The following is a 14,941-nucleotide window of genomic DNA, read 5'->3' as shown; positions in this document are numbered from 1 at the left end:
AATAATTCCCGGTGGCCGCCAACTGGTCATCGGGGTTCCCTTCATCTGGCTGTTCCTGTTCTTCATGTTGCCGTTCTTCATCGTCCTGAAGATCAGCTTCGCCGAAGCGGACGTGGCCATTCCGCCGTACACCGAAATCTACAGCTACGCCGAGCAGAAGCTGCAACTGCTGCTTAACCTGGGCAACTACGCGATGCTGGGCGGTGACGAGCTGTACATCGCCGCTTACCTCGGCTCGTTGAAGATGGCGTTTTTCAGCACCGTCCTCTGCCTGCTGATCGGCTACCCGATGGCCTACGGCATCTCCGTTGCCCGCAAGGAAGTGCAGACGGTGCTGGTGCTGCTGATCATGATGCCGACCTGGACCGCGATCCTGATCCGCGTTTATGCGTGGATGGGCATCCTCAGCAACAACGGCCTGCTCAACGGTTTCCTGATGAGCATGGGCTGGATCGACGAGCCGCTGCAGATCCTCAACACCAACCTGGCGGTCTACATCGGCGTGGTTTATTCCTACCTGCCGTTCATGATCCTGCCGCTGTACGCCAACCTGGTGAAGCACGACCATAGCCTGCTGGAAGCCGCTTCCGACCTCGGTTCGAGTACGTTCAACAGCTTCTGGAAAATCACCGTGCCGCTGTCGAAAAACGGCATCATCGCCGGCTGCATGCTGGTGTTCATTCCGGTGGTGGGCGAGTTCGTGATCCCGGAACTGCTCGGCGGTCCGGAAACCCTGATGATCGGTAAAGTGCTCTGGCAAGAGTTCTTCAACAACCGTGACTGGCCGGTGGCGTCTGCCCTGGCGGTGGTGATGCTGGCGATCCTGATTGTGCCGATCATCCTGTTCAACCGCAGTCAGGCCAAGGAAATGGAGGGTAAAGAATGAAGCGCTTCCGTTTCTCCAGCCTGATGCTGGTACTGGGTCTGTTGTTCATCTACCTGCCGATGCTGATCCTGGTGATCTACTCGTTCAACGCCTCGAAACTGGTAACGGTGTGGGGCGGCTGGTCGATCAAGTGGTACGTCGGCCTGCTCGACAACAGCCAACTGATGGGCTCGGTGGTGCGTTCGCTGGAAATCGCCTGCTACACCGCGGTGGCGGCGGTGGCACTGGGTACACTGGCGGCGTTCGTCCTGACGCGTATTACGCGCTTCAAGGGCCGTACCCTGTTCGGTGGCCTGGTCACCGCGCCGCTGGTCATGCCTGAGGTGATCACCGGCCTGTCGCTGTTGCTGCTGTTCGTGGCCATGGCGCAGATGATCGGCTGGCCGCAGGAACGCGGCATCGTCACCATCTGGATCGCCCACACCACGTTCTGTGCCGCTTACGTTGCGGTGGTTGTCTCCGCACGCCTGCGTGAGCTGGACCTGTCCATCGAAGAGGCGGCCATGGACCTCGGTGCGAAACCGTGGAAGGTGTTCTTCCTGATCACCATCCCGATGATCGCGCCGTCGCTGGCGGCGGGCGGCATGATGTCCTTCGCCCTGTCGCTGGATGACCTGGTGCTGGCGAGCTTCGTGTCGGGCCCGGGGTCCACGACCCTGCCGATGGAAGTGTTCTCGGCGGTACGTCTGGGCGTGAAACCCGAGATCAATGCCGTGGCCAGCCTGATCCTGTTGGCGGTCTCCATCGTCACTTTCCTGGTCTGGTTCTTCAGCCGTCGCGCCGAAGAAGGCCGTCGTCGTGCGATCCAGCAAGCGATCGAAGAAGCGGCCGCCGATTCGTGGAAGCAACCGGACGTGCGTCGCGCGCAGGCACCGGAAGCGGCTTGAGCAATGCCGGGTTGACCTCATGATCGAGTTCAACCCAAGTCCAAAATGTAGGAGCGAGCCTGCTCGCGATGACGGAGTTTCAGTCGACTTAATTGTTGCCTGACACACTGCTATCGCGAGCAGGCTCGCTCCTACATTGGTTTTATGCGACCCAAGGGGATTGGCGGATGACCTCGACGAAGTTCATCGGTTTGAACCCCGGCTCCTGATCCATCAGCACATCAGTCTTCACGTTACCGAATGTGGTCTGCGGACGATGACGCAAGCCGTCGGCAAACGCGCAGATGATGCACTCCTTGAATCCTTCGCCCCGTGGATGCGCATGCACCACCGCTTCGCGCTGCACGGCGGGGAACGCCGCGTAATCCATGCCCAGCACGTCCATCTCGACACCCGCCGTGACCAGCGCTACGGTGGGTCGCAAGTGCTGAGGCACGCCCGGTGTGGTGTGCAGGGCAATCGATAGCCAGACCTGTTCGATATCGTCATCGCTCAGTCCGTAAGGCTTGAGAAATGCGGCTGCCGCGTTGGCGCCATCGACTTCGAAGCGTTCGTTATCACTGCGATGACCTTGCACCAGGCCCAGGTCATGGAACATTGCCCCGACGTACAGCAACTCAGGGTTGTAGGCCAGTTGCTTGCGCTCACCGCTCAGAGCGCCGAACAGGAATACCCGGCGCGAGTGGTGGTAGAGCAGGTCCGATTCGATGTCACGGATGTATTCGGTGGTGGCCTTGGCCAATGCGCTGTCGGGGATCCTGATGCCGGCGATGGTGGTGCTCATGGAGTTTTCCTCGTCGTGAACGCCTTGGCGGCGCTGAGGGTTTCAGTCTGTTCCGCCCCCCGAAACCGGACAATCGATCCATGGCTGCGATCCCGGCCAATGAGCGTGCATATCGCGCCAACCTCGCTTGTTGCGCGGGGATTGGCTAGGGTTGACCCCATTGTGCATACGCATCTTGTAGCAGCTGTCGAGCCTGCGAGGCTGCGTCCGGCTGCGCAGCGGCCGTAAATCCTGGGTATGCGGATTACCTGAAAGACCTCGGTGGGTGTTTTCACGACTGCTACGCAGCCTCGCAGGCTCGGCAGCTGCTACGGATCGCGTGACAGCTGCTTTTCATTTTGAGAGAGCGTTTCGAACCATGCAGAAAACCGTTGCCATCGTGGTCTTCGCCGGCGTCCAGTCGCTGGACGTCACCGGACCCATGGATGTGTTTTCCGAGGCCAACCATTTTCTTGCCCCGGCAGATCACTATCGGCTGGAGGTGATTGGCGTCGAGCACGGGATAATGGCGTGCTCCAATGGCTTGGCACTCAATGCCCATCGGCATTTCAGCGAAGCGCTGGAGGGGTACGACTTGTTATTGGTGGCTGGCGGGCCGCAGTTGCCGTTCATGAGTTTTGGCGTGGCATTCGACACTTGGCTACGCAGTGCCTGCGGGCGGGCACAACGGTTTGGCTCGATCTGCAACGGCGCCTTCATGCTCGCCCGGGCCGGGTTGCTTGAGGCGCGCACGGTCACCACCCACTGGAGTGATGCGTCAGCGCTGGCGACGTTGTGCCCGTCGACCCGGGTTGAAGCGGACCGCCTTTACATGGAGGACGGAGAGTTGTTCACCTCCGCGGGGGTCACGGCGGGGATCGATCTGTCCCTGTATCTGCTGGGCCGTGATCACGGGCCGGAAGTGGCACTGAACGTCGCCAAGCGGTTGGTGGTGTTCACTCAGCGTTCGGGCGGACAGTCGCAGTTCAGTCCCTTCCTCACGCCCCATGCCGAACCGGACTCGGCGGTGGCTATGGTCCAGCATTACGTGCTGGCCAACCTGACGGGCGACCTGACCATCGCCGACCTGGCCAATGCAGCCAACATGAGCGCGCGCAATTTTTCCCGGGTGTTTGCCAGGGAAGCGAAAATCACCCCGGCCGAGTTCGTCGAGCGCGCGCGGGTCGATGCGGCGCGGGTGATGCTCGAAAGCACGCGGGCGCCGCTCAAGACCGTGGCCTATCAATGCGGCTTTCGCGATGCCCAGCACATGCGCAGCGTGTTCAATCGCCGGCTGGGGGTGACGCCGCAACAGTTCAGGCTGAACTTTGCGGCGATGGTTTGAACTGACATTTTTTGTTGCCTGTGAGGGCCTCATCGCGAGCAAGCTCGCTCCCACAGGGATCCTTGTTGAACACAAATTTTGTGAACACCAGAAAAACCTGTAGGAGCGAGCCTGCTCGCGATGGGGCCGGCCCGACCAACGAAGATCTACTGCGCAGCCCGCGCCGGCAACAGCTTCAAGGTGCTGCGGGTATTGGCCGTGACTTCTTCGTCATTGAGATGCGCCTGGAAGTACATCCCCTCGATGTAGGCCTCAGCCTGATCATCATAGTGACTGTCGAACGGTATGCCGCTCTGGCCAACCGGGTTAACGGTCAAACTGTGGGCCGGGTCGGCGAAGTCGATCAGGCGGCGGGTCGAGGGGCCGTAGGTGACAGGCCATGGTGCCGGGCCGATTTTTGCCGAGAGATTGTTCGGCACTTCATGACTGCCGGGTGCGGCGAAGGGGCCGACGTTGAAGATCAGGTCCAGCGGCTTTTGCTGCCCCAGCGGATGACCATGGGTCAATGTGTGCGCATTGCCCCACTGCCACTGTGTAAAGTCTGCGCCGAGGGTGGTCTTGAGGTGCGCGATGCTGGCCTGCCACGCAGCCTTGACCGTATCGGCACGGGTTTCCTTGCCGAGGGTGTCGCGGTTGTCCCACCACGGTGAGTCGGCGCTGGCGGCCAGGCGGGGTAGCGCGGCGTCGATCACCCGGGTCGAGAGCAGCGTCTCGAAGAAGTCGTTACCCAGCTCATCGTGCATCGTCGCTTCAGCCAGGTTGAACAGGAACTGGTTGAACAGCGTGGCGCTGGTCGAATCGAGCGGGTAATCGCCTTTCCACCGGGCCAGTTGCTCCACGAGCTTGAGCTCGGCGGGATCGCTCACCACTTCGCGCAACACCGGCAACAGCGGCGCCAACAGGCGCGGGCCGTAGGCGGTGGTGGTGCCCAGTTGCAGCGTCTGGCTGTTTTCCAGGTCCCATTTGACGGCTTTGTCGCCAAGCTGGCGATTGAGCTGCTGGCCGCGATCGGCAAGGTTGTAGTAGCCGGGAATCTCCATGCCGGTCGGCGACACCGGCTGGAAGTTGGCCGAGACGATGTAGCCCCGCGCCGGGTTTTCTTCCTGGGGGTTGGCCGTGAACGGGTAGAAACCGTCCTTGTCGGCCTCGGTGGTGCTGCCGTCGAGGATGAACCACGGGCGTACACCCGCCGGGCGCTTGGGTAATTGCGCAGCCGCCCACCAGCCGATGTCACCCTTGGCATTGGCCCAGACCACGTTCAGGCCCGGTGCCTGGATTTTTGCCGCGGCACCACGGGCCTTGGCCAGGGTGTCTGCGCGATTGAGCTGGTAGAAGCCCTCCAGGATCGGATTCTGGCTTTCGAGAAACGCCCACCACATGGCAATCGGCGTTTTGCCGACGGCGTTGCCCAAGGCATCGTTGACGATCGGACCATGGGGCGATTGACGCAGCACCAGCGTCACTGGTTCCTGACCCTTGACCGCAATCTTCTGTTCGCTGGTGACCATGTCCACCCATTTTCCGCGATACCAGACCTGATTGGGGTTGTCCGGGTTGACCTTCTCGGCGATCAGGTCGAGGTCGTCGTTCTGGAACATGGTGATGCTCCAGCCGAAGTCACGGTTCATGCCCAGGGAGGCGAACGGCATCAAGGCCTGATAGTGGCCGTAGAGTTCAAAGCCCGGTGCCGAGAGGTGCGCTTCGTACCACACCGACGGCGCGGAAAAACGGATATGCGGATCGCCCGCCAGCAGCGGCTTGCCGCTTTGGGTCCGGTTGCCTGCGATGACCCACGCGTTGCTGCCTTCGAACTGTGGCAGGCCGTTGTCAGCCAGGGCTTGTTCGCTCAGGCGGGCGAGGGCGTTGAGGTCTTTCCAGTCGGCGCTGGCCAGTGAGGGCGCGGTCCCGTTGAGCACGCCCTTGGGCTGCCAGTCGATATCGAAGATATTCAGGTATTCGGGGCCCAGTTGATCGCGCACGAATGTCAGCAAGGGTTCGGTACGAAATGCCGCGGCAAAACTGTAGGCCATGTAGCCGGCGATGCTGATGGTGTCCTGGGCCGTGAACGGGCGTTTTGGAATACCCAGCACGTCGAACTCCACGGGTTTGGCGTGGCTGTCCTGATACTGGTTGATGCCGTCCAGATAGGCTTGCATGGCAATGAAGGAGGGCGACTGCTTGTCGAGATTCGCAAAGTAGGTTTCGGCGCGTTCGCGAATGCGCAGGCTGCGCATCAGTTTGTCGGTGTCGAGCAATTTTGGCCCGAGCACTTCGGCCAGTTCGCCACGGGCCAGGCGACGCAGGACTTCCATCTGGAACAGGCGGTCCTGGGCATGCACATAGCCGAGGGCGCGGTACAGGTCGGTTTCGTTGTCGGCGCGGATGTGCGGGATGCCGCGCTCGTCGTAACGCACGGTGACGGAGCCTTGCAGGTGTTGCAGTTCCACCATGCCCTGGCGTGACGGCTGCTTGCTGTAGAGGTACCCGCCGGCCCCGACGGCCAGCACGACGATCAACAGCGCGAGAGCGGTCAGGCTGCGTTTCATGGCGACTCCTTGTTGTTATGGTGATTCCTGGTGCCACTGTGTAACACGACGCGCCGGCTTGGCGCATCGCCCGTAGGAGGGATTCGTATTACCGCGTCTTTCCCTGTTTCGCCGGATCGACAGGCCATGGGCAATAACACCCCACCGCCAGTGTGTGCGTGGCACTCACCGCACGGCCTTCATCCAGCGCTTGCAGGATCGGTTCGATAAAGCTGTTGCTGGAATTGCAGGTCAGGCCTTCGCTGTAGGGGCCGAAGTACGCCAGTTTGCCGCTGCGGTCCCAGATCGCCACGGCCGGGCTGGCGGGGACCTGTTCGGAGCCGGGCAGGATGTCGATGGATTTGAGGTTGCTCAAGGTGCCCGGTAACTGGCCATGGCTGCCGGTTTTTTGCACGGCATAGAACTCCACGCCATGGGGTGCATAGCGTTCGACCAGTTCGCTCAGGTGTTGTTGATTGCCGACATTGCACGGGCAGGCCGGGTCCCAGAAATGCACCAGGCGGATGGCGCCAGGGCCGGCGAGGGATTCGGGAAGGCGCAGCGGATCCCCCGAAAACATCGCCGTGTGCTCGCTGAACGCCCGCAGGTAACGCCCCTGGAACCAGTCGTAGGCCGCCCACAGCACGCCGGCACACACCACGGCGAACAGGCTGGCAAACAGGGTGGTGCGAAAGGGCGGGCGCATCGGTTCAATCCTCGAAGGGCGGCTAGCTTGCCATGCTTGCCGCGACAGAAGAATATCGCAGGCTTATAAAGTCCGTTTCACGTTCTGGAATCGTCCATGCCGGCTACCTTCGACCCCGATCTTCTACGCGCAAGCCTGTTGCCACTGGCGGCCGGGCAGCCGTTGTCGGCGCAGGCGCAGGCTTACCAGCGATTCTACGGGCTGGATTTTGCGCAGCGTCAGGTGCGCAGTGGCCTTGGGCGATTCGAGGTCGATGGTTATGAGTTGGTCAGCCAGTTCTGGTGGCCTGAGCAGGCCAAGGCGACGCTGTTTGTCATCCACGGTTTCTACGACCACACCGGGCTCTACCGGCATGTGATCGAGTGGGCGCTGGACCAGGGCTTTGCGGTGATTGCCTGCGACTTGCCGGGGCATGGCCTGTCCAGTGGCGAACGAGCAAGCATCAAGGATTTCGCCGAGTATCAGGACGCGTTACAAGGGTTGTTCAGCGAGGCGCAATCCCTCGACTTGCCGCAGCCGTGGCACCTGTGCGGGCAGAGTACCGGCGGGGCGATCGTGATCGATCATGTGTTGAATGTGGGGGTGAACAGCCCGGCCCAGGGCCAGGTGATTCTGCTGTCGCCACTGGTGCGGCCGCGGGCATGGGGTTGGTCGCAACTGAGTTACTACCTGCTCAAGCCTTTCGTCAAAGCCATCGCCCGGCGCTTCAGCGAGAACTCCAATGACCCGGCTTTTCTGCCGTTCCTGCAAGCCGATCCGTTGCAGCCGCTGCGCCTGCCGACGGCCTGGGTGGGTGCATTGGCGCGCTGGATCAAGCGCATCGAGGCCGCGCCCATGAGTACCCGTCGGCCGTTGATCGTGCAGGGGCAGGCCGACATGACGGTGGATTGGGAGCACAACCTGGAAATGCTGAGGGGCAAGTTTGATCGGCCACAGGTGCTGATGCTGCCCGAGGCACGGCATCATCTGGCGAATGAGACACTGGTGATGCGGCAGGAGTATTTCGGCTTTTTGACCAAGCGGATCAAGGGCCGGAATCCTTAGTGACAGTTCCGGCCCCTTCGCGGGCAAGCCCGCTCCCACAGTGATTGGAGTAAGCCCACAATTTTGTGATCAACACAGAACCTGTGGGAGCGGGCTTGCCCGCGAAAGCGATCTATCTGGCGCTAAAGATCACTGGGTCAGGTTCGAATTGCTCTGCCCCACCGCCAACCCCGCGCGAATCGCTGCCAGCGCCGCCTGATAATAAGCCTGGCCTTCCGCCGATTCGGCAAAGGTCGCGAACTCTTCCAGTTCGTTGTCCGACAGGTCGCGATAGACGTAGAGCAGCGTGTTGTTCAGGTCACTGCCGATCTGATCCATCAGGCGCTGACGTTGTCCGTTCAACATGCCCTGTGCCTGACCGGCACCCAACAGCCCAGGAATCATCGAGCTCAAACTGTCCGCGGCGACGCCAGCAATCGCCAGGCTGACCTCCGCGCCGGCCTCGCGTGCGGGCAGGGCTTGTGCCAAATGGCCGATGATCAGCATGCGGCTGTCGCTCGCCTGCATCTTCGGCAGACCCTTGGCGTTTTTCGCCAGTTGGTCGCGACGGGTCGCCAGCAGCTCGGCGGCGACGATTTTCTTGCCCAGGGGCGACTTGAAAAACGTCAGCGCGGGTTTGGGGTCGGCGAGGTTTTTGCGCAATTGTGCTTCGGCACGCTGGTCCACGGCCCGGTCGGCAAAACGCTGATTGCTGTTGTTGACCAGAGCCTGAAACACCGCCGGCGGCAGGCTGCCCTGGTAGCGTTGCTGGGCAGCGGAAAGGGCGTCGTTGAAATGCGCGCGTTGTTCCGGCCAGCCGGCGACCTTGTACAACTGGTCGTGGCCGTCTGCCCAGGCGGGCAAAACGCAGAACATCAGCAGTGATAAAAGCAAACGGCGCATAGGGACTCCAGTCAGCAGGCGACTATTCTCCGTGCGGTATCCGTACTTGTCGAGAATTCGTATCAACCCGCTGCACGGCTCTGTCGGATTTCCGGGCACAGGAATACTATGCGCGGCATGCAAATATCCTCTGATCACCCGCTGCTGTTACGAATCGTCGACGACCTGGCTGAGCACGGCTGGTCGCAGCAGAATATTTTCCTGCCTCTGGATCTCACCCGAGCGCTGGCGGCCGAGTGCCGTAAACGAGCTGCCGAGGGTGAACTGGCTCCGGCCGCCGTGGGCCGCGGGCCGTCATCGGAGATCCGCGAAGGGATTCGTGGCGACCATATCCAGTGGATCGACCCCGGCCAGGCCGAGGCCTGCGACAGCTACCTGAGTTTGATGGACAGCCTGCGCGAGGCGATCAATCGGGGCCTGTTTCTCGGCCTGGAGGATTTCGAAAGCCATTTTGCGATGTACCCGCCCGGTGCCTTCTACCTGAAGCATGTCGACCGCTTTCGCGATGACGACCGGCGCATGGTTTCGGCGGTGGTTTACCTCAATGACGGCTGGCTTCCCGAACACGGTGGCCAGCTGCGCATGTACCTCGACAATGATCGCGTCCACGACGTGCAGCCTATCGGCGGCTGCCTGGTGGTGTTTCTCTCCGGTGAGGTGCCCCACGAAGTACTGCCCGCGACCCGGGATCGCCTGTCGCTGACCGGCTGGTTCCGCCGGCGCGGCAACGAGCCGTTCTGATCATGCAGAAAATTCTTGTCAGCCGCTGCCTGTTGGGCCACCGCGTCCGTTACGACGGCGGGGCCAGCGGGCCGTTCGATCAGCTTCAGCAGTGGCTTGATGAAGGACGGGTCGTGCCGTTGTGTCCGGAAGTGGCCGGTGGTTTGCCAACGCCACGGGCGGCGGCGGAAATCCCGGGCGGGCAGGGCGCACAAGTCCTCGATGGCCAGGCGTTGGTAATCACCACCGAGGGCGAGGACGTCAGTGCGCAGTTTCTGTCGGGGGCGTATCAGGCGCTGGAGCTGGTGCAAAAGCACGGCATCCGCGTCGCCATTGTGTTGCCTGATACACCGCTTTCGCGAGCAAGCCCGCTCCCACATTAGATCTCCAACATCTGACCTATTGTCGGTAGCTCAAGGCTTCGGCACTTCGCCCGCATCCACCCCCAGCCACTTCTGCTCCAGCGCTTGCAGCCGCCCATCCTCCTTGATCCGCTGCAGCGCGTTTTCCAGGCTGGCATGGAACGCCGGATTACCCTTCTGAAACGGAATTGCCAGGCTCACGGCCGGGTTGCTCTTGGGCTTATCTTCCGTCAGCGACTGCACCAGCAGAATGGAGCGTGGCTCTTCTTTCTGCGCGATCAATTGCGCATTGGTTTGAATGTAGGGTTCGCTGAAGTCGAAACGATCCTTGAGATCCGGGGTCACTGCTATGTGGTTGATGGCGATGTCGTATTTGCCACTTTCGACACCGGTCAGCAGATCGCTGCCGTCGGTGACGACAAAGTCGGCCCGGACATCGAGTTCACTTGCCAGCAGTTGGCCCAACTCGACTTCGAAGCCGGTGAGTTTGTCGTCATCCTTGAAGTTGAATGGGGGGGTGTTGGCTTCAACGGCAATGCGCAATTCACCCCTGTCGTTGACGTCATCAATCAGTTCGGCGTGAGCCAAAGGGCTCAAAAGGGGTAGCAGGCAGATCAGGCCAGGCAGAAAGCGCATGGTCACTCCTTTGAATTTATTATCGCGGACCCTCTGATTCAGGCTCGCTTTGCTATGGTTGTCGAGTGCCTTCGACAACAAATGGCCGTGAAGTTGTCATGGTCACGCGGATTTTACGGAAAAACTGGAGAAGAGAATGAAAACCTTTATGTCACGTGCTGCTTTGGCTGGCCTGTTGATGGGTGTTTCAGTACTGGCCAGTGCTGCCACGCCGGCTCCGAAAGGTGCCGAAGTGTCCATCGTTTCTCCCACGGACGGCGCGACGATCCCACAGACAGTCGTCGTCAAGTTCGCGGTCGAGAACATTGCCCTGGCACCGGCGGGCGATACCACCAAGAACACCGGTCATCACCACGTGCTGATTGACGTCGATGAGCTGCCAGCCGCCGGTGTGCCGATCCCCAAGGATGCCAACCACCTGCATTTCGGCGGTGCGCAGACCCAGGCGGAAATAACGCTCACGCCGGGCAAACACACCCTGCAGCTTGAACTGGGCGATAGCAACCACATGCCATTCGATCCGCCGATCGTTTCCGAGAAGATCACGGTCAACGTCAAGTGACCTTGTTGCGTGAATGAAAAAGGGAGCCCGAAGGCTCCCTTTTTTGTCGCTCAGGTCGTGATCAGAACAACACACGACTACGGATAGTGCCGTTGACGTGTTGCAGCTTCTCTTGCGCCAGGTCCGAGTACTCGGCGTCGACGTCGATCACCACGTAGCCGACCTTCTCGTTGGTCTGCAGGAACTGACCGGAGATGTTGATGCCGTTTTCGGCGAAGACCTTGTTGATCTCGCTCATCACACCCGGGATGTTCTCGTGGATGTGCAGCAGGCGGTGCTTGCCAGGGTGAGCCGGCAGGGCCACTTCCGGGAAGTTCACGGACGATACCGAAGTACCGTTGTCGCTGTACTTGACCAGTTTTTCCGCGACTTCCAGACCGATGTTGGCCTGGGCTTCGGCGGTGGAGCCACCGATGTGCGGGGTCAGGATCACGTTGTCCAGGCCACGCAGCGGGCTTTCGAACTCTTCTTCGTTGGAGCGTGGCTCCACCGGGAATACGTCGATGGCCGCACCGATCAGGTGCTTGTCCTTGATCGCGTCCGCCAGGGCGTCCAGTTCAACCACGGTGCCGCGGGCGGCGTTGATCAGGATGCCGCCTTTCTTGATAGCGCGGATTTCTTTCTCGCCCATCATCCACTGGGTGGCGGCGGTTTCCGGTACGTGCAGCGAAACGATGTCGGACATCGCCAGCAGCTCGTGCAGGTTGCCTACCTGAGTAGCGTTACCCAGTGGCAGCTTGGTGATGGTGTCGTAGAAGTACACCTGCATGCCCAGGCCTTCCGCCAGGACCGACAGTTGAGTACCGATCGAGCCGTAACCGACGATACCCAGCTTCTTGCCACGGATTTCGAAGGAGTTGGCCGCGCTCTTGATCCAGCCGCCACGGTGGCAGGAAGCGTTCTTCTCAGGGATGCCGCGCAACAGCAGGATCGCTTCGGCCAGCACCAGCTCCGCTACGGAACGGGTGTTGGAGTACGGTGCGTTGAACACCGCGATGCCGCGTTCGCGGGCCGCATCCAGGTCGACCTGGTTGGTGCCGATGCAGAAACACCCTACAGCCACGAGCTTCTTCGCGTGATCGAAGATCTCTTCGGTCAGTTGAGTGCGGGAGCGAATGCCGATGAAGTGAGCATCAGCGATCTTTTCCTTGAGCTGGGCTTCCGGCAGAGAACCTGTGAGGTACTCGATGCTGGTGTAGCCCGCCGCCTTGAGGACGTCGACAGCCGATTGGTGGACGCCTTCGAGAAGAAGGAACTTGATCTTGCTCTTATCGAGAGAAGTCTTGCTCATCTGCGTAAACCTGTATCCCGGAGAAAAATGGCAGGAAATGGTCAACAGACGCTGACCCGAGCGGCATGACAGCCGTCGCCGCAGAATAGCCGTTGGGCACTATGCTGCGGGGTCGGTATGCTAGCATATGCGCCCCGCTAAACACTCATTCCTGCGACGTGAAGCGTTCTCAGGATGACCATGAATTGTTCGAGAGTTCTGTCGATGACCAATCCTGCCCTGATTGAAGAGCTGAAGACCCTGGTTGAGCCTGGCAAGGTGCTGACCGATGCCGACTCCCTGAATGCTTACGGAAAGGATTGGACCAAGCATTTCGCCCCGGCCCCGACCGCCATCGTGTTCCCCAAGACCACCGAGCAGGTCCAGGCCATTGTCCTGTGGGCCAATAAACACAAGGTGGCGCTGGTGCCGTCCGGTGGTCGCACCGGCCTTTCCGCAGCAGCGGTGGCGGCCAATGGCGAAGTGGTCGTGTCCTTCGACTACATGAACCAGATCCTCGACGTGAACCTCACTGACCGCACGGCCGTTTGCCAGCCGGGCGTGGTCACTGAGCACCTGCAGAACGTGGCCGAAGAAAAAGGCCTGTACTACCCGGTGGACTTCGCTTCGGCCGGTTCCAGCCAGATTGGCGGCAATATCGGCACCAATGCCGGCGGGATCAAGGTGATTCGCTACGGCATGACCCGTAACTGGGTCGCCGGCATGAAAGTGGTCACCGGCAAGGGCGACGTGCTGGAACTGAACCGCGACCTGATCAAGAACGCCACCGGCTACGACATGCGTCAGCTGTTCATTGGCGCCGAAGGCACCCTCGGTTTCGTGGTCGAGGCGACCATGCGTCTGGACCGCGCGCCGAAAAACCTCACCGCGATGGTTCTCGGCACCGCCGATTTCGACTCGATCATGCCGGTGCTGCACGCCTTCCAGAGCAAACTCGACCTGACCGCCTTCGAATTCTTCTCCGACAAAGCCCTGGCCAAGGTCATGGCCCGTGGCGATGTCCCGGCGCCGTTCGAATCCGACTGCCCGTTCTACGCACTGCTGGAATTCGAAGCGACCACCGAAGAAGTGGCCAACCACGCCCTGGAAACTTTCGAGCACTGCGTTGAGCAAGGCTGGGTGCTGGATGGCGTGATGAGCCAGAGCGAAACCCAGCTGCAGAACCTGTGGAAACTGCGCGAATATATCTCCGAAACCATTTCCCACTGGACGCCGTACAAGAACGACATCTCGGTCACCGTATCGAAAGTCCCGGCATTCCTGAAGGAAATCGACGCGATCGTCGGCGAACACTACCCGGACTTCGAAATCGTCTGGTTCGGCCACATCGGCGACGGCAACTTGCACTTGAACATCCTCAAGCCGGATAACCTGAGCAAGGACGAGTTCTTCGCCAAGTGCGCCACCGTGAACAAGTGGGTGTTCGAAACCGTCGAGAAGTACAACGGTTCGATCTCTGCCGAGCACGGCGTGGGCATGACCAAGCGTGACTACTTGACCTACAGCCGTTCGCCGGTCGAGATCGAGTACATGAAGGCGGTCAAAGCGGTGTTCGACCCGAACGGCATCATGAACCCGGGCAAGATTTTCGCTGTTTGATTTTCTAACTCAAGCGCCAACGAAACAGGAGTCGGTAATGAGCTATCAGCACCAGTATGTCGACGGTACGCGCATTCATTTCCCGCTGGGGAAAGTGGTGTGCATCGGCCGTAACTACGCCGAACACGCCAAGGAACTGGACAACCCGGTGCCGACCGAGCCTCTGCTGTTCATCAAGCCGGGCAGTTGTGTTGTGCCGCTGGAAGGCGGATTCAGCATTCCGACCGAGCGCGGTTCGGTGCATTACGAAGCGGAAATCGCGGTCTTGATCGGCAAGCCGTTGTCGACCAGACCGAGCCGTGAAGAAGTGCTCGACGCCATCTCCGGTTTCGCCCCGGCCCTGGACCTTACCCTGCGCGACAAGCAGGCCGAGCTGAAATCCAAGGGATTGCCTTGGGAAATCGCCAAGTCCTTCGACGGTGCGGCAGTGATTGCTCCGTTCGTATCCGGCAGCACATTTGCCGACCTGACCGACATTGGCATCCGCCTGACCATCAACGGTGAAGTGCGCCAGGACGGCAACAGCAGTGCAATGCTCAACCCGATCGTGCCGATGATCCAGCACATGGCCGGCTGCTTCTCGCTGCAGGCCGGGGACGTGATCCTCACCGGTACGCCAGTGGGTGTCGGTCCGCTGAATGTCGGTGACGAGATCGTTCTGGAGTTGCCGGGCGCCAGCCGGTTTACCAGTAGCGTTCGCTAGTCCAGGTACTGCCAAACCCTGTGGGAGCGA

14 protein-coding genes and 1 pseudogene are annotated in these 14,941 nt (G+C 60.7%); 9 read left to right on the top strand and 6 right to left on the bottom strand.

Annotated features, from left to right (window positions below):
- Positions 1-4: 4 nt before the first annotated feature.
- On the top strand, positions 5-886 hold the full coding sequence (locus AB4Z35_RS05815) for an ABC transporter permease subunit (protein ID WP_442096466.1): 882 nt from the start codon (positions 5-7) through the stop codon (positions 884-886).
- The gene (locus AB4Z35_RS05810; RefSeq protein ID WP_442096315.1) at positions 883-1,773 is read left to right on the top strand and encodes an ABC transporter permease subunit; all 891 of its coding nucleotides are present in this window, start codon (positions 883-885) and stop codon (positions 1,771-1,773) included. The genes AB4Z35_RS05815 and AB4Z35_RS05810 overlap by 4 nt, the downstream gene beginning before the upstream one ends.
- A gap of 142 nt (positions 1,774-1,915) precedes the next feature.
- On the opposite strand, the gene AB4Z35_RS05805 is transcribed toward AB4Z35_RS05810, so the two are convergent.
- Positions 1,916-2,557: an HD domain-containing protein gene (locus AB4Z35_RS05805; RefSeq protein WP_442096314.1), complete on the bottom strand. Its 642-nt coding sequence runs from the start codon at positions 2,555-2,557 to the stop codon at positions 1,916-1,918.
- Between the two features lie 358 nt (positions 2,558-2,915).
- On the opposite strand from AB4Z35_RS05805, the gene AB4Z35_RS05800 reads away from it, so the two are divergent.
- On the top strand, positions 2,916-3,881 hold the full coding sequence (locus AB4Z35_RS05800) for a GlxA family transcriptional regulator (protein ID WP_442096313.1): 966 nt from the start codon (positions 2,916-2,918) through the stop codon (positions 3,879-3,881).
- Positions 3,882-4,027: 146 nt separating this feature from the next.
- Here the strand turns inward: AB4Z35_RS05800 and AB4Z35_RS05795 are convergent, their stop codons facing one another.
- Positions 4,028-6,427, bottom strand: coding sequence for a penicillin acylase family protein (locus AB4Z35_RS05795; RefSeq protein WP_442096312.1), 2,400 nt, complete (start codon positions 6,425-6,427; stop codon positions 4,028-4,030).
- 88 nt (positions 6,428-6,515) lie between these two features.
- Positions 6,516-7,112: a DUF6436 domain-containing protein gene (locus AB4Z35_RS05790; RefSeq protein WP_442096311.1), complete on the bottom strand. Its 597-nt coding sequence runs from the start codon at positions 7,110-7,112 to the stop codon at positions 6,516-6,518.
- 96 nt (positions 7,113-7,208) lie between these two features.
- Here AB4Z35_RS05790 and AB4Z35_RS05785 point away from each other — a divergent pair, with 96 nt between their 5' ends.
- The gene (locus AB4Z35_RS05785) at positions 7,209-8,156 is read left to right on the top strand and encodes an alpha/beta hydrolase (RefSeq protein WP_442096310.1); all 948 of its coding nucleotides are present in this window, start codon (positions 7,209-7,211) and stop codon (positions 8,154-8,156) included.
- A 129-nt stretch (positions 8,157-8,285) separates the two neighbouring features.
- Here AB4Z35_RS05785 and AB4Z35_RS05780 read toward each other — a convergent pair whose 3' ends face one another.
- Entirely contained in the window at positions 8,286-9,038 is a 753-nt protein-coding gene (locus AB4Z35_RS05780) for a DUF2059 domain-containing protein (RefSeq protein ID WP_008003922.1), read from the bottom strand.
- A gap of 108 nt (positions 9,039-9,146) precedes the next feature.
- Between AB4Z35_RS05780 and AB4Z35_RS05775 the strand changes: the two genes are divergently transcribed.
- The gene (locus AB4Z35_RS05775; RefSeq protein WP_223455883.1) at positions 9,147-9,779 is read left to right on the top strand and encodes a 2OG-Fe(II) oxygenase; all 633 of its coding nucleotides are present in this window, start codon (positions 9,147-9,149) and stop codon (positions 9,777-9,779) included.
- 2 nt (positions 9,780-9,781) lie between these two features.
- Positions 9,782-10,111: pseudogene (locus tag AB4Z35_RS05770) on the top strand (DUF523 domain-containing protein); the annotation flags it as partial.
- Positions 10,112-10,171: 60 nt separating this feature from the next.
- On the opposite strand, the gene AB4Z35_RS05765 reads toward AB4Z35_RS05770, so the two are convergent.
- Positions 10,172-10,756, bottom strand: a complete 585-nt coding sequence (locus AB4Z35_RS05765) for a transporter substrate-binding domain-containing protein (protein ID WP_442096309.1) — start codon at positions 10,754-10,756, stop codon at positions 10,172-10,174.
- Between the two features lie 136 nt (positions 10,757-10,892).
- Here AB4Z35_RS05765 and AB4Z35_RS05760 point away from each other — a divergent pair, with 136 nt between their 5' ends.
- Complete coding sequence (locus tag AB4Z35_RS05760) at positions 10,893-11,318, top strand: DUF4399 domain-containing protein (protein ID WP_442096308.1); 426 nt, start codon at positions 10,893-10,895, stop codon at positions 11,316-11,318.
- Positions 11,319-11,379: 61 nt separating this feature from the next.
- On the opposite strand, the gene serA is transcribed toward AB4Z35_RS05760, so the two are convergent.
- On the bottom strand, positions 11,380-12,609 hold the full coding sequence (gene serA, locus AB4Z35_RS05755) for a phosphoglycerate dehydrogenase (protein WP_442096307.1): 1,230 nt from the start codon (positions 12,607-12,609) through the stop codon (positions 11,380-11,382).
- 204 nt (positions 12,610-12,813) lie between these two features.
- Here serA and AB4Z35_RS05750 point away from each other — a divergent pair, with 204 nt between their 5' ends.
- Entirely contained in the window at positions 12,814-14,208 is a 1,395-nt protein-coding gene (locus AB4Z35_RS05750) for an FAD-binding oxidoreductase (protein ID WP_033052123.1), read from the top strand.
- 37 nt (positions 14,209-14,245) lie between these two features.
- On the top strand, positions 14,246-14,911 hold the full coding sequence (locus AB4Z35_RS05745; protein WP_015097256.1) for a fumarylacetoacetate hydrolase family protein: 666 nt from the start codon (positions 14,246-14,248) through the stop codon (positions 14,909-14,911).
- The last annotated feature ends 30 nt before the right edge of the window (positions 14,912-14,941 follow it).

The organism is Pseudomonas sp. KB_15 (genome assembly GCF_052114525.1).
GTDB lineage: Bacteria > Pseudomonadota > Gammaproteobacteria > Pseudomonadales > Pseudomonadaceae > Aquipseudomonas.
The sequence above is the reverse complement of the archived record's forward strand: the minus strand, read 5'-3'. Positions and strand labels throughout refer to the sequence as shown.